This is a genomic window from Blautia aquisgranensis (assembly GCF_040096615.1).
Classification (GTDB): domain Bacteria; phylum Bacillota; class Clostridia; order Lachnospirales; family Lachnospiraceae; genus Blautia_A; species Blautia_A aquisgranensis.
This window is the reverse complement of record NZ_JBBMEJ010000012.1, coordinates 85,270-106,162: the sequence shown is the minus strand read 5'-3', so window position 1 is coordinate 106,162 and position 20,893 is coordinate 85,270. Positions and strand designations below refer to the sequence as shown.

13 protein-coding genes and 2 pseudogenes are annotated in these 20,893 nt (G+C 42.0%); 3 read left to right on the top strand and 12 right to left on the bottom strand.

All coding sequences use genetic code 11. The features are described from left to right. Positions 1-203: 203 nt before the first annotated feature. From galT to WMO28_RS10935, 5 genes and pseudogenes are all read right to left on the bottom strand, one after another. Positions 204-1,694: a UDP-glucose--hexose-1-phosphate uridylyltransferase gene (galT, locus tag WMO28_RS10955; RefSeq protein WP_349057008.1), complete on the bottom strand. Its 1,491-nt coding sequence runs from the start codon at positions 1,692-1,694 to the stop codon at positions 204-206. A gap of 23 nt (positions 1,695-1,717) precedes the next feature. Beyond that, positions 1,718-2,710 carry a UDP-glucose 4-epimerase GalE gene (galE, locus tag WMO28_RS10950; protein WP_349057007.1) on the bottom strand — a complete coding sequence of 331 codons (993 nt, stop codon included), beginning with the start codon at positions 2,708-2,710 and terminating at the stop codon, positions 1,718-1,720. A 31-nt stretch (positions 2,711-2,741) separates the two neighbouring features. After that, positions 2,742-2,981: pseudogene (locus tag WMO28_RS10945) on the bottom strand (galactokinase); the annotation flags it as partial. A gap of 59 nt (positions 2,982-3,040) precedes the next feature. Next, positions 3,041-4,438 (bottom strand): MFS transporter, encoded by a 1,398-nt coding sequence (locus WMO28_RS10940; protein ID WP_349057006.1) that lies wholly within the window; start codon positions 4,436-4,438, stop codon positions 3,041-3,043. A 167-nt stretch (positions 4,439-4,605) separates the two neighbouring features. Next, on the bottom strand, positions 4,606-7,644 hold the full coding sequence (locus tag WMO28_RS10935) for a glycoside hydrolase family 2 TIM barrel-domain containing protein (protein WP_349057005.1): 3,039 nt from the start codon (positions 7,642-7,644) through the stop codon (positions 4,606-4,608). A gap of 200 nt (positions 7,645-7,844) precedes the next feature. On the opposite strand from WMO28_RS10935, the gene WMO28_RS10930 reads away from it, so the two are divergent. After that, entirely contained in the window at positions 7,845-8,708 is an 864-nt protein-coding gene (locus tag WMO28_RS10930) for an AraC family transcriptional regulator (protein ID WP_226842992.1), read from the top strand. A gap of 72 nt (positions 8,709-8,780) precedes the next feature. Here WMO28_RS10930 and WMO28_RS10925 read toward each other — a convergent pair whose 3' ends face one another. The 5 genes and pseudogenes from WMO28_RS10925 to WMO28_RS10905 form a co-directional block, all read right to left on the bottom strand. Next, entirely contained in the window at positions 8,781-9,485 is a 705-nt protein-coding gene (locus tag WMO28_RS10925; protein ID WP_349057004.1) for a transcriptional regulator, read from the bottom strand. 55 nt (positions 9,486-9,540) lie between these two features. Further along, positions 9,541-10,674: pseudogene (locus WMO28_RS10920) on the bottom strand (helicase-related protein); the annotation flags it as partial. Between the two features lie 370 nt (positions 10,675-11,044). Next, positions 11,045-12,226 (bottom strand): pyridoxal phosphate-dependent aminotransferase, encoded by a 1,182-nt coding sequence (locus WMO28_RS10915; protein ID WP_349057003.1) that lies wholly within the window; start codon positions 12,224-12,226, stop codon positions 11,045-11,047. A 236-nt stretch (positions 12,227-12,462) separates the two neighbouring features. Beyond that, on the bottom strand, positions 12,463-13,797 hold the full coding sequence (locus tag WMO28_RS10910) for a dicarboxylate/amino acid:cation symporter (RefSeq protein ID WP_349057001.1): 1,335 nt from the start codon (positions 13,795-13,797) through the stop codon (positions 12,463-12,465). Between the two features lie 148 nt (positions 13,798-13,945). Further along, the gene (locus WMO28_RS10905; protein ID WP_119240828.1) at positions 13,946-14,701 is read right to left on the bottom strand and encodes a LamB/YcsF family protein; all 756 of its coding nucleotides are present in this window, start codon (positions 14,699-14,701) and stop codon (positions 13,946-13,948) included. 789 nt (positions 14,702-15,490) lie between these two features. On the opposite strand from WMO28_RS10905, the gene WMO28_RS10900 reads away from it, so the two are divergent. Further along, positions 15,491-17,839, top strand: a complete 2,349-nt coding sequence (locus WMO28_RS10900; RefSeq protein ID WP_435376358.1) for a heavy metal translocating P-type ATPase — start codon at positions 15,491-15,493, stop codon at positions 17,837-17,839. Between the two features lie 72 nt (positions 17,840-17,911). Beyond that, a complete protein-coding gene (locus tag WMO28_RS10895) occupies positions 17,912-18,223 on the top strand; it encodes a metalloregulator ArsR/SmtB family transcription factor (RefSeq protein WP_178644563.1) in 312 nt (103 codons plus the stop codon). A 109-nt stretch (positions 18,224-18,332) separates the two neighbouring features. On the opposite strand, the gene WMO28_RS10890 is transcribed toward WMO28_RS10895, so the two are convergent. Both WMO28_RS10890 and WMO28_RS10885 read right to left on the bottom strand, forming a co-directional pair. After that, entirely contained in the window at positions 18,333-18,692 is a 360-nt protein-coding gene (locus WMO28_RS10890) for an Hpt domain-containing protein (protein WP_178644561.1), read from the bottom strand. A gap of 61 nt (positions 18,693-18,753) precedes the next feature. After that, the gene (locus WMO28_RS10885; protein WP_349056999.1) at positions 18,754-20,871 is read right to left on the bottom strand and encodes a glycoside hydrolase family 13 protein; all 2,118 of its coding nucleotides are present in this window, start codon (positions 20,869-20,871) and stop codon (positions 18,754-18,756) included. Positions 20,872-20,893: the final 22 nt, after the last annotated feature.

Genomic DNA, 20,893 nt, shown 5'->3' with positions numbered 1-20,893 from the left:
ACACCTATCTTATAATCAGCTTGTAAATAAGGAAAGGAGGAATTGCAAATGAGCAACCTAAAAAAATATCTGAATGACCTTTTAGTATTCTACACTGAATATTTTGAGCATCCTTACCATGTATAAATACTAAAAGGACTATTTTGTGAAAACTGAACATTTTTTTCTTAAGACCATTTCACAAAAATGAAGTGGTCCTTTTTTTATAAACTTTCAATAAATCTTTTGAATGCAGCCTTCCCTTCCTCTGTTCTCTTATAAACTCCTGCATCCTCCAGGACTTTCGTAAATACAATTCCGATTTCTTTCTGTACAATAGAATGAATGTTACTTTCTGTAATCTCATACTTCGGCATCCATTCTTCTGCCCAGTCGGCATGAGCAGCCATAGTCGTATTCTGTCTCAGATTCTCATGATGCAAAATTGCCTGCTCCAGTTCTGCCATTTCTTTTTTCAATCTGGCCGGTAATACAGCCAGTCCCATAACTTCAATCAACCCAATGTTTTCTTTCTTGATATGATGATATTCTGCATGTGGATGGAAAAATCCAAGCGGGCAGTCCTCCGTTGTGATATTATTACGCAAAACCAGATCCAATTCATACAGATCTCCACGCATTCTTGCAATCGGTGTAATCGTATTATGCGGAATCCCATCTGTCTCACTAAAAATAGAAACTTCTGGATCTGAATAGCCACGCCATTTTGTAAGGATATGATCTGCGACCTCTACAATGCTCTCCGTTGTTCTCCCCTGCAAACGGATCACTGACATCGGCCACTTTACAATTCCTGCATGTACATCTGGATATCCCTCTAATTCAAATTCCAGTTCGTAAGGTGCTTTTGCCATAGCAAAGACATAACCTCCACCCTGGAAATGATCATGGCTTAAAATAGAGCCTCCTACGATTGGCAAATCTGCATTGGAACCTGCCGTATAATGTGGAAACTGCTTAACAAAATCAAGGAGCTTATCAAAAGTCATACGGTTAATTGCCATCGGAATATGCTTCTCATTAAAGATAATGCAATGTTCATTGTAATACACATATGGTGAATACTGTAAATAATACTGCTCTCCACACAGAGTGATTGGTATGATCCTGTGGTTCTGTCTTGCCGGATGTGAGAAATGCCCTGCATACCCTTCGTTTTCCCTACAGAGCAGACACGCCGGATATCCGGATTCCTTTGCCACACCGGCTTTTGCAATATCCCGTGGATCTTTTTCTGGTTTTGACAGATTGATTGTGATATCCATCTGACCAAATTCTGTATCTGTCGTCCACTTTTCATCCTTTACAATCCGATCTGTGCGGATATAGTTTGTTGCCTGACTGAAATGATAATAAAAGTCGGTTGCAGTCTTTGGAGATACCTGATATTTTTCTTCAAAAGCTTTTCTTACCACAGACGGAGCCGGTGTCAAAATCCCCATGATTTTTGTATCGAAAAGATCCTTCATCGTCACTGTATCGTCCTCTAAGATTCCCTCTGACAGTGCAAATGCAAGCATGTCCTCTAAAATAAAGTGTAAATTTCTCGGCTCTACAGATGCTTTCGGCTCCTGATAATCCTGTTTTTGAAACAGTTCCAATAAGCCATTTGTCACATACACTTTATCCTCATCCTCTATCAGTCCGTTTTGCATTCCATATGCCACCAGTTCAGAAATCAGCTGATCAATCATTTTACCGTTTCCCCCTACTCATATTATGCTTCATAACCATTCGGATGATTTCTATGCCATTCCCAAGCTGTTGTAATAATTGTCTCCAGCTCATCAAATTTAGGCTTCCACCCAAGAATTTTTTTTGCCTTCTCACTAGATGCAATCAGTGTTGAAGGATCTCCTGCTCGTCTAGGTTCTTCCTTTGCCGGAATCGGATGTCCTGTTACTTTTCTAGCTGTTTCCACAACTTCTTTTACTGTAAATCCTACCCCATTACCCAGATTAAAAATATTGCTTTCATTGCCTTTTCTTAAATATTCCATGGCAAGAATATGAGCCTGTGCAAGGTCATTCACATGAATGTAATCTCTTACGCATGTACCATCTTTTGTATCATAATCATTTCCAAAAATAGAAATATATTCTCTTTTTCCATTTGGCACCTGCAAGATCAATGGAATCAGGTGCGTTTCCGGATTATGGGCTTCCCCTATTTTTCCATTTGGATGTGCTCCACAGGCATTGAAATAACGTAAGGATACAAAACGTAAATCATGGGCATTGGCTGTCCATTTAAACATCTTTTCCATGGAAAGCTTTGTTTCACCATAACAGTTTGTTGGAACTGTGCGGTCTGTTTCAAGTATAGGAATACGTTCCGGCTCTCCATATGTGGCTGCTGTCGAAGAAAAAACAATCTTGTTAACGCCATGTGCGACCATACTTTCTAGTAATACTTCTGTTCCGCACAGATTGTTGTTGTAATATTTGAGTGGATTTACCATACTCTCTCCAACCTGTGAATTGGCTGCGAAGTGAATAACTCCATCGATCTCCTCTTTTTCAAATACAGAATCTATAAATGCCTTGTCCCGGATATCTCCCTGATAAAATTTTGCATCTTGGTGAACAGCCTTACGAAAACCTGTTTCAAGATTATCAACAACTACAACATTTTTTCCTGCCGCAATCAGCTCATATACAGTATGAGAACCAATATAACCTGCTCCGCCCAATACTAAAATGCTACTCATAGATCATTTCTCCTTTTCTTTGTTTTTATGATTATAAAACTTTTATGCCACCATACTTACGAATTTTTAATACTTCACAGGAACCATTTCCAAATATCTTATCCATCTCTTTTTGATAGTTGGACACCAGATAATTGGGAACAAATGCCTGTATGGTTCCTGCAAATCCTCCTCCATGTACTCTGCACACGCCTTTTTTTCCAAATATCACGTCACTTAATGCCAATGCAATAGACACATTCTGATGTTGCACATCGTGACATATATATACATATAGAAAAAGCACTGTCTCATCGAACAACGATCAGACAACGCTTTCTCCTGTCAATTCTAATTTATGTCCGATGCATCTGTTACTTCATCTGCAGCAATTTCTTTTTCTGCTTTCAGTTTTTTATTTGCATCTTCTACATTCATTCTTGAAAGTACAAACATAATCAATACATCAAAGATTAACGGAAGCCAAAGATACATAAACTGCATCATATCAAGTGCAGACTGCGGTTGAGTTGCATTTGTTCCGACATATCCACTGAACTCAAGCATCCATCCAACAACAGCGGTTCCAATACCTCCACCGATTTTTACGCCAAGAGAAGTACAAGAGTACATCGTTCCGTCAATTCTCTTTCCCTGTGTAAGATAAGTGTATTCAGAGCAGGATGCGATAACTGCATTCATATCTCCCTGCCATGGTCCCTGACCTAAGGCTGCAAGAGCTGTAAACGCCATCATCAGCGGAACACTGCCCATATATCCTGCAACAACAACAAGTGCTCTACCGATGACTGCTAAGACATAACCTCTTAAGTTCAGTTTATACATACCTTTCCACTTACCAACTAATGTCGGTGTGAAAATCAGGGCAATGATCAGTGGAATATTAACTGCCCATGCAAATTGTCCAAACAAATTCTTATTTTTCAGTACCCATGTCATGTAATAAATGCCAGCTCCAATCATGGCACTATATAACTGCTGTAAAATATATGTTCCACAAATCATCATGTAATATTTGTTTTTAACAAGAAGCTTGAATGCCTGTACCATTCCGTACTTTTCATTATCATCCTTTACTTCTCCTTCGTTAAGTTCTTCCTCAGGAAGTTCCTTAACAGAAAGTGCTGAAATCGTATTTATGACAAGACCAATGATTGCATAGATAATAGCAACCGTTCTCCATGCCGCAGCATCTCCACCACATTTATCTACAAATCCAACTGTAATCGCCTGAATCAGAAGACTTGTTGAAAACGCAAAAATAAAACGGTAAGATCCCATCTGCACACGCTCTTTGCTGTTCTTTGTAATCAGTGACGTAAGTGCTGAGTAAGCAATATTGTTTGCTGTATAAAACACACCATTTAACAGTGTATAAGAGATAAAGAACCATGCGTATTTAGCCGTTGTTCCAAAGCTGACTGGTACTGCAAAGCAGCAGACCAGCGTAATGGCACAACCAATGTATCCGTATAGCATCCATGGCTTCGCTTTTCCCATTTTACTGTGTGTTTTGTCAATCATTGATCCAAAAAATATATCCGTAAAACCATCAAATAGTTTTGATACGGCAATCAGGGTACCTACGACACCTGCAGCAAGTCCTACTGAGTCCGTCAGATAGACCATCATGAAAGATGTCAGGAAGGCATAGACTACATTACCTGCAATATCACCTGATCCATATCCAATTTTGTTATACCATTTCAAATACTTTTTTTCTTCCATCGAATTTCTTTGCTCCTCATCTTCATCGCACTTAGAATCTCAATATGTCTAACCGTATGATGTCTAATTATATTTTTTTCTCTGTTTTTGTCTGATTGCTCTGTATATCCGGACTTTACATTGCAATCAGACTATCCTTCTTTATTTACGAGTTACATGAAACTTTATTATCCCTTTACATACGGTATCAGCGTAAACTGGAACCGGAATAATACATCATCAAATCGGTACTGATCCAATACAACTGGACCACAACTATTAGAACCAATGCCATTTAATGCGTAGTCAACGCAAAATACTACACTATCTGATTCTGTCAGTTCATAATTATGCGTTTTCTTCTCAAGTTCTTCCTGCGTATAATAAGAAGCATTGAATGAGAAGGCATTTTCCGCAGATACCACAATTCCATATCGGCTGTTGTTAAGCTCTACATATTCACAATCATAATGGCTTCCATTTTCCTGTGGGCGAATATAATCCTCATGCAAATCATCTACATTTGCATGATACAAACCGTGGCTCGCAGCCTGATGTTTGTCACAATAGCTTTCCTGTGGTCCCATTCCAAAGTATCGTGCAGCTGAAAGTTTTTTATCCAGGAACATCCTCACACCAAATCTTGGCAGGTCCGGAAATTCATCATCTTTTGTTACTGCAATATCTGCATCAATCTTTCCAGCAGCTTCTATTTTCCATGTGATCGTCACATCAAGAATCTTCTGTACTGTCTCTGCCACAACGGATGCATGGCTTGTAATTTTCACACCATGCTTTCCCTGCACGACCTCTGTCGTGTAAGCTCTTGTATAAGCTTTATCATAATGGGCTTTCTTCCATTCAGACTTGATGTACATATCATTATCTGTTGGTGCCCTCCAGATATTTAATTCCATCGGGTGGTTCAGATATTCCCGACCTGCAAATTTCATCTCTGTAAAGAGTGCAGTCCGTCGGTCGATTGTATATGCGAATTCACGACCTTTGATATGAATCTGTGTATCATCTTCACTCACCTGTAATTCAGAATCCGTCACTGTTTTTTCAACCCATTTTTCTGCTAACTGGCATTTGGCATCCTTCTGGCTTACTTCGATCTCATCAAATCCAAGGATATGGTCTTCATCCAACAGTGGCAATTCCTTTTTCAGATGGTAAATAAATTTTAAATAACATTTTCCACTCTCTGGCACATTGATTTTAAGGTTTATTTTTCCTTCACTGTGTGGTGCTGCTGAAACTTCTGGGAGTTTACCTTTGCTGATCACAAGACCATCCTGTGTCAGCTCATAACTAATCTTCACATAATCTTTCAAGTCATCAAAATCCATGTAGTTATGAAGCACCAGTTCTCCGCTTTCTTTGTCATAGGAAATAACCCTTGCCGGGCGATAAACATTCTTGTATTCCAAAAGTCCTGTATGTACCGTTCTGTCCGGATATACTAATCCATCCATACAGAAGTTGCCATCATGAATTTCTTCGCCATGGTCGCCCCCATAAGCATATATAGTCTTTCCATTCTCAGCAGTTCCATGAGCAATCGCATGGTCACACCATTCCCAGACAAAGCCGCCGCACATTTTATCATTATCCTGAATCATCTGGAAGTAATCTTCAAAATCTCCAGGTCCGTTTCCCATACTGTGACAGTACTCTACCAAAAGGAAGGGTTTGCTTCCATCTTTATCCAGATATTCCTGAATTTCGGAAAGCGCCGGATACATCCGGCTGTACACATCCAGATTGCTGTAATCATATGTTTCATCATAATTACGGTATCTTGCACTCTCATATTGTGTGATGCGGTCTGGGTCAAAATTCTTTGTCCATTCCAGTGCTTTTTCAAAGTTGCAGCCATAAGCACTCTCATTTCCCATTGACCACATAACAATACAGAAACGGTTTTTGTCACGTTCCACCATAAGTTTTACGCGATCAACGATTGCCTCTTCCCATGCCGGATCATCTGCAATCATCTCATTCCATCGTTTGAACCGATTGTAATCGGTGTCTTCTTTTCTGTAGATCATAAATGGACCATGAGCTTCAATATCTGCTTCATCTATCACCATGAATCCATACTTGTCACACATTTCATAGAAAAATGGTGCGTTCGGATAGTGGCTGGAACGGATCGCATTAAAATTATGCTGCTTCATTAACGTAAGATCGGTCGTGAGCTGTTCCAGACTGATTGTAAATCCAGTAACCGGATCGGAATCATGTCGATTGACACCACGGAATTTAATCTTCTGTCCATTTAGGTAAATGACCTGGTCTTTAATCTCTATCTTTCTTAATGCAATGTGATCTACAATTACTTCATTCTCTGTTTCAAGAATCAGTTTATATAGATATGGATTTTCTGTATTCCAAAGTTCCGGACTTGCAATTTCTAATACAGCTGTTCCTTCTTCAGCAATACTTCCTAGTGCTACAACTGCTCCGTTTCTATCTTCAATCGAAATTTTTACATTTAAGGGAGAGTAGAATTTCATTTCAATTTCTACTTTCGCGAGCATATCCTCAATTCTTGTTTTAATATGATAATCACTGATTGCCTGTTTTGGGCGTTTCAAAATGTACACGTCCCGGAAAATACCACTCATACGGAATTTGTCCTGATCTTCCAAATAGGAACCATCACACCATTTCATTACCAACACTGCCACCGTATTCGTTCCATCCTGAAGTACATCGGTAACATCAAACTCACTGGTCATATGTGAAACCTGGCTGTATCCTATGTAAGAGCCATTGATCCATACATAAAAGCAGCTGTCTACTCCTTCAAAGTTCAAAAAAGCTTTTGATGCTTTCTCATCTCTGCTGTACTCAAAATTATGTACATAAGCTCCACACGGAATATCCTGTGGCACATATGGTGGATCAAACGGAAACGGATACCGGATGTTTGTATACTGGTGTGTATCATATCCTGCCATCTGCCATACACTTGGAACCTGAATCTCATCAAAATTTTCTGTATCATAATTCTTCTCAAAGAAAGAATCCTGAATGTCATAGATGCTGTTAAAATACTGGAATTTCCAAGTTCCATTCAATAACAGCATACGATCTGACTCTTCTCTGTGTTCCACCAAGTTATCCATTCTTCTGGATGCCGGAATATAATAGGCTCTGGCTGGCATTGTGTTTTCGTGCAGTACGCTTAGATTTTCATAATAACGTGGTACGATCATAAATAGCTCTCCTCCAATACATACACTTTTTTGTTCTTTGTTTTCCTAAAGCAAACCTTATACTTTACTTTTTTGTTTACGTTCCTTAGTTATGCTATATATAGCTTATCCTAATCCGCAAAATATGTCTATGAATTGGATTAGACAAAATATGCACTAAATGATACAATGATAAAAAGTGCGAAAAGAGGTGCTGTCCTGTGTATTTGAACACCGGTTATTTGAACCACTCACATATGGATTTCAAAGACAAAAGTCGTCCGCTGATTATAGGTAGCTGTGGTACTTACCGTCTTTCCAGACATCCCAAACTTCCTACCTACCGTCCAAGGGGTCGTCTGGATTATCAGATTATATATATCACTGCTGGTTGTGGGCATTTTCATTTTGATAATGTAAATAACGAAACAATTGTTCCAGCCGGCAACATTGTACTGTACAGACCGAAAGAACTTCAGAAATATGAATATTACGGAGAAGATAAGACAGAAGTATACTGGATTCACTTCACAGGAAGCAATGTGAAAAATATCTTACGTCAATATGGGTTTCCGGATAAAGAACGTGTCTTTCAAGTGGGTACATCTAATGAATATGAACAAATTTTCAAACGTATCATTATCGAGCTCCAACGCTGTCAAGACAATTATGAGGAAATGCTTGTCCTTTTGCTACGTCATCTTCTGATTAGTTTCCACCGGGAACTGACAAGAGAGCACATATTAAAAAATGAATATCTTGATCATGAGATGGATAATGCTGTTACCTTTTTCAGTGAAAACTACAATCAAAATATCAATATTGATGATTATGCTGCCTCACGAGGCATGAGTGTCAGCTGGTTTATCCGAAATTTCAAAAAATATACCGGTTCTACACCAATGCAATTCATTGTGGGAATCCGCATCAACAATGCTCAGATGTTACTTGAAACAACAACTTATTCCATCAATGAGATTTCTAAGATTGTCGGATATGATAACCAGCTTTATTTCAGCCGGCTTTTTCACAAGCTGAAAGGATATTCGCCAAGAGAATACCGAAAGCTGAGAAACAAATTCTGAAATCCACAAAGAGGATACCACCAAATTATCAAAACAATGATTTGTAATATCCTCTTCTCACTTTTGCTATTCTTATTTTACAAACTCAGCCGAATAATAATACATATACTCATTATCTGTATCTATGTATTCTCCTGTAATGTCCTGTATCGGCAACGAACTCACTCCTTGTTCGCCATAGATCAGTGCTGCCAATCCTTGCTCTGTTCCGTACTCTATCGTGCTTTTGTTCTCTATAGAGGTCGCAGATCTTCCATAATATTCTCTGTTTGCAACACCTTCCAAGATTGGCGTTTCTGTCATATATTTTGAATATTCATCTGCTGCAATAAGCTTTGCAGTAAAATTATCAAAATCCGGAGTGATGACAATCAATCCATTTTTTGCAGATTTCACGTCCTCATAGGAAAGTTCCAAAACTCGTTTATGAGAAACTCGTTTTCCAGAATGATATTCTGACAAGTAAACGTATAATGCTTGAAATGTATCTTTTGAATTGTATCGAAACATCATGGTTCCATCAATTCCGGACAACAATTCAGCCGTTTTCATTTCTACACTATCCGGATCTACTGCTTCTATATAATTTTGTGGTTGCCGCAATTTACTACATACCATGATTCCAAGAGTAATAGCAAATACTCCCACAGCAATAAGAAGTACAGCAATAATCTTCTTTAAATAACGCTGTTTATGACTACTATCTTTTGATATCTGTATCAGTGTATCTTCCGATTTTTTTTCTACATTAGTTACCTCAATATCTTCACCTGCCAAAAATTCATTTAGACTGATGCATTGCACACTATTTGCGGCTTTGAAACGGATTATAGATAGAAAACTGCTCTGGATCTGTGATTTTATGCTCAGAATAATGAGCGATATCTACCTTGTAGCTGTCTATGATCTCCGTCAGTTTTGCAATCTGTTGTGGAAAATTCCTTGCAATATCATCTTCTAGGCGGTACTGGTTATTCATGTGGTTTGCTTTTAAAAGCTTTAATTTTGCTACATCCACATCCAATGCCATCTTCTCTTTTACTGCCGGATTTCCGGTTGCAAGTGCCTTGACCTCCGCATAGGAGAGCGCCGCTTCATCCACATCTTCACAGCTTCGCACAGGTGCTTTACTGGTCATAATCTGGGAAATGAACTTCTGTTTATTTTCGATCAGCTGCCACATATAACTGTCGAATGTGGATTCTGTTACATATCGGAAAATATGAACCTTTTTATTATGATTTCCCTGACGGATAATACGTCCTTCCCTCTGCTCCAGATCTGACGGTTTCCAGCCGATATCCAGATGATGCAGGGCAATCAGACGGTCCTGCACATTAGTTCCAGCACCCATTTTTGCTGTTGAGCCAATCAAAAAACGAACCTGACCGGATTTCACTTTTCCAAACAGCTCCGTCTTTTTTGCTTCTGTATTTGCATCATGAATAAACGCAATCTCTTTTTCCGGTACACCTTTCTCTATCAGTTTCTGCTTCAAGTCATCATAAACATTAAAACTACCATCGCCTTTCGGTGTGCTCAAATCACAGAAAATCAACTGTGCTGATTTCTGTGCTGCAGTACCTTTCCAGATTTCATAACTTTTCTCTGCACAGACTGCTATTTTGCTTTCCGGATTATCTGGCAATAGTTCGTTCACCAAACGCTGATCCAGTGCTAACTTCCTTCCGTCATTGGTAATTTTCAGCATATTATCAACGGAAGCATCTACCCCGCCGTTTCTGACAACTTCTGCACGTTCTCCCAGACTTTCTACGATTTCTTTCTGCTGTTCCGTTGGTTTCAGCACCACTGTTTCATATTCCGCTTCCGGCACAGGAAGTTTTAACTGATCGGAAGTCTTGATATCTGCAATCTCCTTGAACATATTCATCAGTTCCGGGATATTATAGAATCTGGCGAATCTTGATTTTGCTCGATATCCTGTTCCTTCGGGATTGAGTTTGTCAAGATGATTTCTGTAACTTTTCTAAATTAAACGATTTGTCCGTAAAGAAGCCGCCCAAAACGGAATAACTCACCGCAACGAGCAAGAAAGCCCCCAGAGCTGCAACTCTGAGGGCTTTCACTTTGCCACTTGGAATCTCACCACATTCCTTAGCTGTTATTATCATATGCTATTACCGGCAAAAAGTCAACTCAAACCGTCACGGAGCTCTCCATATTTTCTGGCGTTTGTCCTAAAAACGTCACAAAATCATATCTCTGAATCAACCCACATATCCAGAAATGGCTTAAAATCAACACTTTCCAGACTTCACGATATAAATATATTGCTTTTCGCCACAAAAAGCGGTGGATATTTTTTTATCTGATTATTTGTTTTTCAGCTCTTCCACTGCTTTTTTGATTCTTGCGCATGCTTCCTGAAGCTCCTCATAGCTGCATGCATAAGAGATTCTTAAGTATCCTTCTCCCTCGGAACCGAATGCAGATCCAGGTACCAGTGCGATTTTTGCATTCTCAAGAAGGTACTCTGCAACTTCCATAGAAGTCATTCCAAGGCTCTTGATATTTACGAAGATGTAGAAAGCACCATGTGGATTGTTGCAGCTGATTCCATCGATCTCGTTCAGAGCTTTTACCACATAATCTTTTCTTCTCTGATACTCTTGTCTCATTGCCTCAACATCATCTGCACAATCAGTTAAAGCTGTGATCGCCGCTTCCTGTACAAAGGAAGACGCGCAGGTAACTGTATACTGATGAACACGTACGCAGGCCTGGATGATTCCAACTGGTGCACACAGATATCCAAGTCTCCATCCTGTCATGGAGTAAGCTTTTGAGAATCCTCCTAATGTGATGGTACGCTCTTTCATTCCCGGAAGAGATGCAATGCTTACATGCTCTGTTCCATCGTATACAAGCTGGCTGTAGATCTCATCTGCGATCACAAGAAGATCATGTCTGATAGCGATCTCGCTTAATTTCTCAAGTGTCTCTCTGGAAAAAACACCACCTGTCGGGTTGCTTGGGTTTACAACAACGATCATCTTAGTCTTGTCTGTGATCCTGGACTCCATCTCCTCAAAGTCGATCTGATAATCGTTCTCTTCCTTCAGGCTGTATGTTACAGGTACTGCTCCAAGCGCTGACGGAACATGGATGTAGTTCAGCCATACCGGGTTAGGAACAAGGATTTCATCGCCAGGATCCAGGAAAGCGTCCATGGATGCGAAAGTTGCCTCACCAACACCTACTGTTACAAGAACTTCAGATGCTTCATAATCTGTACCATGGTTCTCGTTCTCCCATTTTGCAATAGCTTCTCTCAGTTTCGGGATACCGTAATTGGATGTGTAAAATACATGTCCTGCTGCAAGGCTCCCGTTTGCTGCCTTTTTAATCTTCTCCGGTGTATCAAAATCCGGACGGCCGATCTCTAGGTGAATGATCTTCTCTCCTGCCTGCTGCATTTTGTTTGCTTTTTCCATTACTGCACGGATACCGGAAAACGGAAGGCATTCCATTCTTTTCGCTGTCTTGTACTCCATATTCATTTCCTCCTGAACCCTTTTATTTTTCTGCGGATGTCCCGCTTTTTTACTCTGGAAATTCCGGACTGTATCTGTGCAGATAGGCAAATCGCCTGCACAGCTGCGCATTCATGTCCATTTAGTATTTAAGCGTATAGCTGATGTTTCAACTATACGCTTAAATGGTATCATCGTAGTAATATTAAGTCAATTTAATAATTTGTATGTATAATATTAATACTTTTTATATTCACTTACGCGTTATATTTGTTTACGTTAAGCTCATTCTCTTTCTTGTTAACGATAACGTTGACTGTTGCATCACCGATTACGTTAAGCGGAAGAAGTGCCATCTCAACCGGACGGTTGATTGCTACAACAAGTGCATATGCGATCATGCAGAGGTCAGATGTCCAGCCCATACCGGAAAGGATGGTTACGATCAGAGTTGTGCCTGCGATCGGGATAGCCGGGCAGCCCATTGCTGCACAGATGGAAAGAAATGCAACTGTGATCAGGTTTGCAGGTGTGATGTCAATTCCGGATGCTGTTGCGATAAATGTTACTGCGAACATATGCATTACAGTTGTACCGTTCATGTTGATGGTCATACCTGTAGGAAGAACGAAGCTTGTGATCTCCTGAGAGCATCCAAGCTCATCAAGACAGGTTCTGGTGTTCAGCGGAAGGCATGCTGCGGAAGAGTTTGTGGAGAATCCGAATACACCAACCTTTGCGATCTTTTTAAGGAATTTCATCGGGCTTAAGCCTGTTGTAAGGCCGATACCGATCGGGTAAATCGTAACTACAAGTACAAACAGTGTCAGCATCGCACCTACAATGTAAGCTGCTGCAGGTGCCAGATACTCAGCTCCGTAGATAGCGAATGTACGGGAGATCAGACAGAAGATTGCTACAGGACCAACCTTGTTGATCAGGAATGTAAGATAAAGGTTGATGATGTCGCTTAAGTTCTCAAGAACTTTTTTCAGCGGATCCATCTTGTCGCCAAGTGCATTCATACAAAGGCCAAGAACGATAGCTACTACTACAACTGCAAGGATGCTGTTGTTGCTGCTGAATGCGGTTCCGATGTTAGAAGGAACTGCTGTTACGATTGTTGCAAGCGGGTTAAACTGATCCAGTGTTGCAGCCTCTGTAACTGCCTCTGCCGGAAGCTTAACATTGAAGAAGCCTGCAGATTTCATTGCAAATGCAACGATACCTGCGATGCATGCGCCTACTACATAGAAACAGAAGAATCCAATCAATGTACGTCCTGCGATTCTTCCCAGCTTGGAAGAGCTGGAGATACTGCACATTGCAAGGCTCAATGATACAAGTACCAGCGGTACGATCGCCATCTGTAATCCTCTCATGAACAGCTGTCCGATAATATAGAAGAGACCGATGGAATGAAATCCCTGATCTGCTGTAATATCCTGGAACAGAAGTGCATTGATCACGTTCCATGTTCCCTCAGACATCTGCTGCTTCAGAAGCATAAATCCAAGTCCTACGACCAGACCGCCGACCAGAGCGATCATCATGTTTCTTACTATGTTGTTCTGTTTTTTCTCTTTTGCCATAGTTTCCACCCTTTCCTTTCTTATCCTAAAAAAGTACAAATTTTCATATAAAAAGAGCCGGACAAATCATCGCAGTAATCCCTTGTTTTAAATCTCCTTTGATTTATCCGGCATTCTATCTCTCATATGAATGTACTTTATTTAGTTTTTATAAGTGTTTGATCTCAATACCCTCTTCTGTGAATTTCTCACGGATCTTCTGTACAAAAGCAAGTGCTTTCGGTCCGTCTCCGTGTACACAGAGTGTGTCACCTTTGATGTCAAGCTCTTTTCCGTTGATGGATGTGACTTTACCTTCTTTGATCATCTTCACGCATCTTTCGATGGCAACGTTCTCATCTGTGATCATGGACCCCTCCATCTTTCTCGGTACAAGAGAAAGATCATCCATGTATGCACGGTCTGCAAAAATCTCAGATGCTGTACGAAGTCCCTTGCTCTCAGCGATATCACCAAGAACTGCTCCTGCACAGTAGTAAACGATCAGATCTTTGTCATACTCACAGATTGCCTCGCAGATCGCTGTGGAAATGTCCTCGTCATACTGGCAGGCATTTCCCATTGCTCCATGAGGAGCGACATGCTGAAGCTTCATTCCGTAGCTCTTAGTGAAAGCAGCCAGAGCTCCTATCTGATATCTGACGTAATTCTTAACTTCATCATGAGAGAGAACCATCTTTCTACGTCCAAAGCCAAGAAGATCAGGATATCCAGGATGGGCTCCAACCATAACGCCACGTTCCTTTGCCATGCGGACTACCTTATCCATTACCATCGGATCGCCTGCATGCCAGCCACATGCTACGTTTGCTGTTGTGACATATTTAATGATTTCTTCGTCTCCGCCCAGCTTATATGCGCCAAAGCTCTCACCCATGTCACTGTTTAAGTCGATACTGTACATGTTGCTTACCTTCCTTTCTTTCTTTACTTATTTAAAGTATAACATGTTATACATGAATTATAAAATAGATTATTTTTTCAGAAAATATTAAGTTTTTCTATATTTCTTTTGCAATAGATTTTACATTTCTCTGATTCTTTTTTGAAAAACGCTTGACAGGGTGATATATATATGATTAAATAGTCATATGAACATTCAATCATATATTCATATAAATTTTCAAGGAGATTTCATATGGAAGAAAAGTTAAAAAACAATTCCATGGAGTCAGTTGATTCCTGTGGCTGCGGCCACGACCATCATGACGGGCACAGTCACGATGAGCATGATGATCACAAGCATGAGCATCATCATGGACATAACGAGGAGCACTGTGGTTGTGGGTGTGAGGATCATGAACACAACCATGAACATCATCACCATGATGATGACCACCATTGTGGTTGCGGGTGCGAAGATCATGAACAAGAACACAATCACGATCATCAGCACCACGACGATAATCATTGCGGTTGTGGCTGTGAAGATCATGAACACGAACATGAGCATCACCACCACGACGGCGACGACCATTGTGACTGTGGGTGTGAAGATCACGACCATGAACACAACCATAAACATCATCACCATGACGATGATCACTGTGATTGTGGCTGCGAGGATCACAACCATGAACATGAGCATCACCACCACGATGACCACTGCGATTGCGGTTGCGGTTGCGAGGATCACAACCATGAACATCATCACCACCACGATCACAGTTCTCACACCGCCAAACGCGTATACATCCTGGAGAACCTTGGCTGTGCACACTGCGCTTCCAAGATGGAGGAACAGATCCAGCATCTTGACGGCGTGGAAAATGCAACCATCACATTTGCTACAAAGCAGCTTCGCTTAAACGCAAAGGATCCGGATGCCCTGCTGCCACAGATCCGCAAGATCTGCACCTCCATTGAATCCGAGGTCAAAGTTGTCCCGAGAGATCCGAAACCCACAGCTTCCGCCGGAGCAAAAACCAAAACCTATATCCTGGAAAATCTCGGCTGTGCCAACTGTGCCTCCAAGATGGAAAAACAGATTGCCAACCTTGACGGCATTTCCGATGCAACGATCACTTTTGCCACAAAACAGCTTCGCGTAACTGCAAAAAATCCTGACCGTTATCTTTCCGATATCCGCAGAATCTGTACCTCTATCGAATCTGAGGTCATTGTAAAAGAAAAAGATCCGAAACCAAAGGCACAGGCCACACATTCCGAAGAGCAGAAACAGTCTTCCAAAAAAGCCTTTTCCAAAGAGAAGATTGATACCATCTGTATCATCCTCGGCGCGATCCTTTTCGTTGCCGGTGAGATCATGGAACACAAAGGCTTTGGTACCAGTGCTACTCTTCCTATTTTTGTGGTCGCATACCTGGCACTTGGCGGTGTGATCGTTGTAAAAGCAGCCAAAAACATCTCCCACGGACAGATTTTCGATGAAAACTTCCTGATGAGTGTTGCAACACTTGCCGCTTTTGCCATCAATGATTCTGCAGAAGCCGTAGGCGTTATGCTCTTCTACCGTATCGGTGAGCTTTTTGAGGAAAAAGCCGTTGAGCGAAGCCGCGGACAGATCATGGATGCCGTTGACCTCCGACCTGAAGTTGTAAATCTTGTCACAGGCGATGATATCCAGGTTATCCCTTCCGAGGAAGCCCAGATCGGCGATATTCTTCTCGTCCGCCCGGGAGACCGTATTCCTCTGGATGGCGTGATTATCGAAGGTAACAGCCGTATCGATACATCCCCGATCACCGGAGAGCCTGTACCAGTTGCCGTAAACGAAGGCGCCGAGATCACTTCCGGCTGCGTCAATACCTCCGGACAGCTTAAGATCCGCGTGGAAAAACCTCTGGAAGAATCCATGGTTACACGAATTCTTGACTCCGTAGAAAATGCCGCTGCAAGCAAACCGAAGATTGACCGTTTCATCACACGTTTTGCAAAAGTATATACTCCTTGTGTTGTAGGAATCGCCATTGCAACCGCACTGATTCCTTCCCTGGTAACAGGAAACTGGCATTACTGGATCTACACAGCTATCACGTTCCTGGTAATGAGCTGCCCATGTGCACTTGTACTTAGTATTCCGCTTGCTTTCTTCTCCGGAATCGGAGCAGGCTCCAAAAAAGGAATCCTCTTTAAAGGTGGTCTTTCTATCGAAGGCTTAAGTCATCTCGGTGCTGTTGTCATGGATAAGACCGGTACGATCACAGAAGGTAATTTCCAGCTCCAGAAAGTTGTTACCACCGGAGAATATAACGAAACTCAGCTTCTTGCCATGTGCGCAGGCTGCGAACAGAACTCCACTCACCCAATTGCAAACAGTATCGTAGCTGCCGCAAAAGAGCGGGGAATAAGCCTCGAGAAACCTCTTTCCCTTGAAGAGATCTCCGGCTACGGAATCTCTGCCCAGATGCCGGAAGGCAAAGTCCTCTGCGGAAACCGCAAACTGATGGATAAATTCGGTGTTACCATCGGAGAACTTCACGAAGCAGCTTACGGATCTGAAGTATTCATGGCTGTAAACGGAAAATTCGCCGGATATATGTTAATTTCCGATACCATCAAACCAGATGCAAAAAATGCCATCGCTTCTCTCAAGAAACTTGGTCTTCACACAGTTATGCTTACCGGCGACTCTGAGGACAGTGCTCAGGCTGTTGGAAAAGAAGCCGGAATTGACGAGATCTATGCAAAACTTCTTCCTGAAGATAAGCTGAACGCATTAAAGAAGATCCGTCAGGAACATGGAACTGTAATGTTTGTCGGTGACGGAATAAACGATGCTCCTGTACTTGCAGGTGCTGATGTGGGTGCTGCTATGGGAAGCGGTGCTGATGCCGCTATCGAAGCTGCTGACGCCGTATTTATGAATTCCAACGTAGATGCGATCCCGCAGTCCGTTTCCATTGCAAAGAACACCAACCGCATTGCATGGCAGAACGTAGTATTTGCTCTTGTGATCAAGATTGCAGTTATGATCCTTGGTCTTGCAGGACACGCAAACATGTGGATGGCTGTATTTGCGGACACCGGCGTTGCCATGATCTGCGTGCTGAATTCCATTCGTATCCTGTATAAAAAATAATCACAGGAAATTAATTTGACCGGTACGGTTTTTTCAGCTACAATAGAAGTTAATATTTTGGAGGATGCGCAAATGAAGAAACCACATATAGATTACCCGATCAACGATGATACACTCTACAGACTTGCAGACCTTTTCAAGGTTTTCGGCGACCCTACCAGGATCCGTATCCTGTATATACTTTCTGTAGAAGAGCTCTGTGTCCAGGATATCGCTGACAGGCTTTCCATGACACAGAGTGCGATCTCCCATCAGCTCCGTGTGCTGAAACAGATGTCACTGGTCAAGTTCCGCAGAGACGGAAAAACGATTTTCTACTCCCTGGCAGACAGCCATGTGGCAACCATCATGAATCAGGGACTTGAACATGTAACAGAAGAATAACTGAAAAAGCCGGTCTGAAGATTCCCCGGGGAAGGGAGTTTCAGACCGGCTTTTTTATATCTGCCAAATTCCATTACGGACATATCCGGCAGATTTTTATCATTTACTTTCACTCATTCACACTGTTGATAGCATCTACTGTCTTTTTGTACTCGTCAGTTATCTTTTCAAACAGTTCCGGCAACTTGGACTCATCCGGATTTCCGCCTCTCAGCTCCTCTGTAATGTCTCTGGAAACCTTGAATAACTGGGTAAACCCAAGGTTTGCACATACGCCTTTTAAGGTATGGGCTGCACGGAATGCCTCTTCATAATCCTTTTTTTCCAGTGTTTCTGTAAGCATCTGATAACTTGGATCATCTACAAATTTACGGGCAAATTTCTCAACCAACATCTTGTTTCCTGCGAATCGTCCAAGAACCTCCTCATAATTACTTCCAATAGAATTGTAGCATTCTTCAATCGTCATCGTATTTTCTCCTTTCTGGCATCCTCTCTGCGTTTTCTCCGCAGGAAAGCCCGCCAGTACATTATTTGTATTTATTTCTTGCTCCATGATGGAGTATCATCACGCCAAATGCAGGCATTCTTATCTGAAGAATTCCCGCGTCCGCTATATATTCTTGTGCATCCTCTGTATAACCATCTTTCGAGGAAAGCATAATTCTCTGAAAAGCAGTTTCTTCCTTCCGGCTTATGCCTGTTTTCCAGGCTGTCACCCTCACATCTCTCTCATATTCCTGGTTGTTGATGATCACAATGATCTGTTCATCGTCCGAAAACCGGCCATAGCTTAAGCCCTGATAATCATTCCACAGAAACTCCAGCGAGCCTCTGGCAAGAAGCGGATATGCCTTGTGTATGCAGATCATTCTCTTGTGAAAATCCAGCATCGCCTGATCTTCTTTTCCCCAGGGATAGGTTCTTCTGTTATCCGGATCCGTAAAACCGCACACACCGGCTTCATCCCCATAATATACAGTCGGGGCCCCCGGCCATGTCATCTGGATCGCAACAGCCTCTCTCATGATCGCAGGATTAATATTGGCAGATGCAGCCTCCGCTCCTGCATAGGAAATTCGTCCAACTCTGTGATTGGTTCTGGTAAGAAACCGGGAGTGGTCGTGGTTGGAAAGCTCATTCATAGCCCCATAAAGTGCGCCCATATGAAGAGAACGCATATGGTGCTTCATTGCCGAAATAAAGGCATCACTGTTTCCGTAGAGATCACTTCTGTACTCATCACTGTGCTTCTCCATTCCTGTGAGAAACCAGGTCACAGGCTCCATAAAAGCATCATAGTTCATCACAGTATCCCACTCGTCGCCAAGAAGCCAGCTCTCCGGATTCCCGTAATGCTCGGCCAGGATTACTGCCTCCGGATTCGCCTCCTTCACAACTTTGCGGAATTTTTTCCAGAAGTTATGATTAAACTCATTGCTGTGTCCAAGATCTGCCGCCACATCCAGTCTCCAGCCATCTACATTATAAGGCGGAGAGACCCATTTCTTTCCTACGTTAAGGATCGTCTGGCAAAGCTCCTCGGAGCCTTCGTAGTTCAGCTTCGGAAGCGTATCATGCGTCCACCATCCTTCATAAGAGGGATTGCACGGCCACCGGTTTTCATCCTGGAAGCAAAAAAATGAACGGTAGGGGCTGTCCGCAGAAACGTAAGCGCCCTTCTCGTATCCCTCCTGGTTCTCATAGATACGCTCTCTGTCCATCCATTTATTAAAGGAACCACAGTGGTTAAATACACCATCCAGGATCACCTTCATGCCTCTTCTGTGGATCTCCTCCACAAGCTCCCGGAACAGAGCGTTACTGGCCTCCAGATTCTTCTTATCTGTCACACGGCGGATATACTTGGCCGCATGTGTATTATCCCTGTCTCCGGGACTTAAAAGCCCGTCACAGTCCTCCACGATCCTGCCAATATGCGGATCAATATGATCATAATCCTGACAGTCGTATTTATGATTACTTGGTGATACAAAAACCGGATTCAGATAGATCACGTCCACTCCCAGCTGCTGCAGGTAATCCAGCTTATCCATCACACCCTTAAGGTCTCCACCGTAAAACTCTCTCACGCCCATGACTGCCGGAATCTTCCCCCAGTCATCCACCTTCACGGAAATATCGCCAATGTAGGAATATTCTCCTGTCTCCACATCATTGGACGGATCTCCGTTATAAAAACGATCTACATAGATCTGGTACATGACAGCACCTTTCAGCCACTCCGGTACATGATAGTCCGGATAGATCTCAAACTCCGTTCGCTCCTCATGCCAGGTGCTGACGCCATTGGTATCATAATAACAGGTAACAAGGCCTGAATGAATCTCAAAATAATATCGCAGGATATCTTTCCCCATTATAACCTGTGCAGTATAGTAATCAAAGCTTCCTGATGTCTTCTCCCGTTTCATTTCCAGATATTCTCCGTCATGTACAAGGCAGACACTATCCACATTGTTGCGCTGCGTCCGGAAACGGATCGTAACTGTATCACCGGTCTTAGGCTCTGTCGGTGTCCGGTAATATTCGGTTCCGTCGCTGAACATTGCGTCTTTATTTAATACAGGACTCATATTGAGTATATACTGCATTTTTTTTGCGGTCTCCATGCTTTCATGTAACATTCTATTTCCCTCGCTCTGTTTT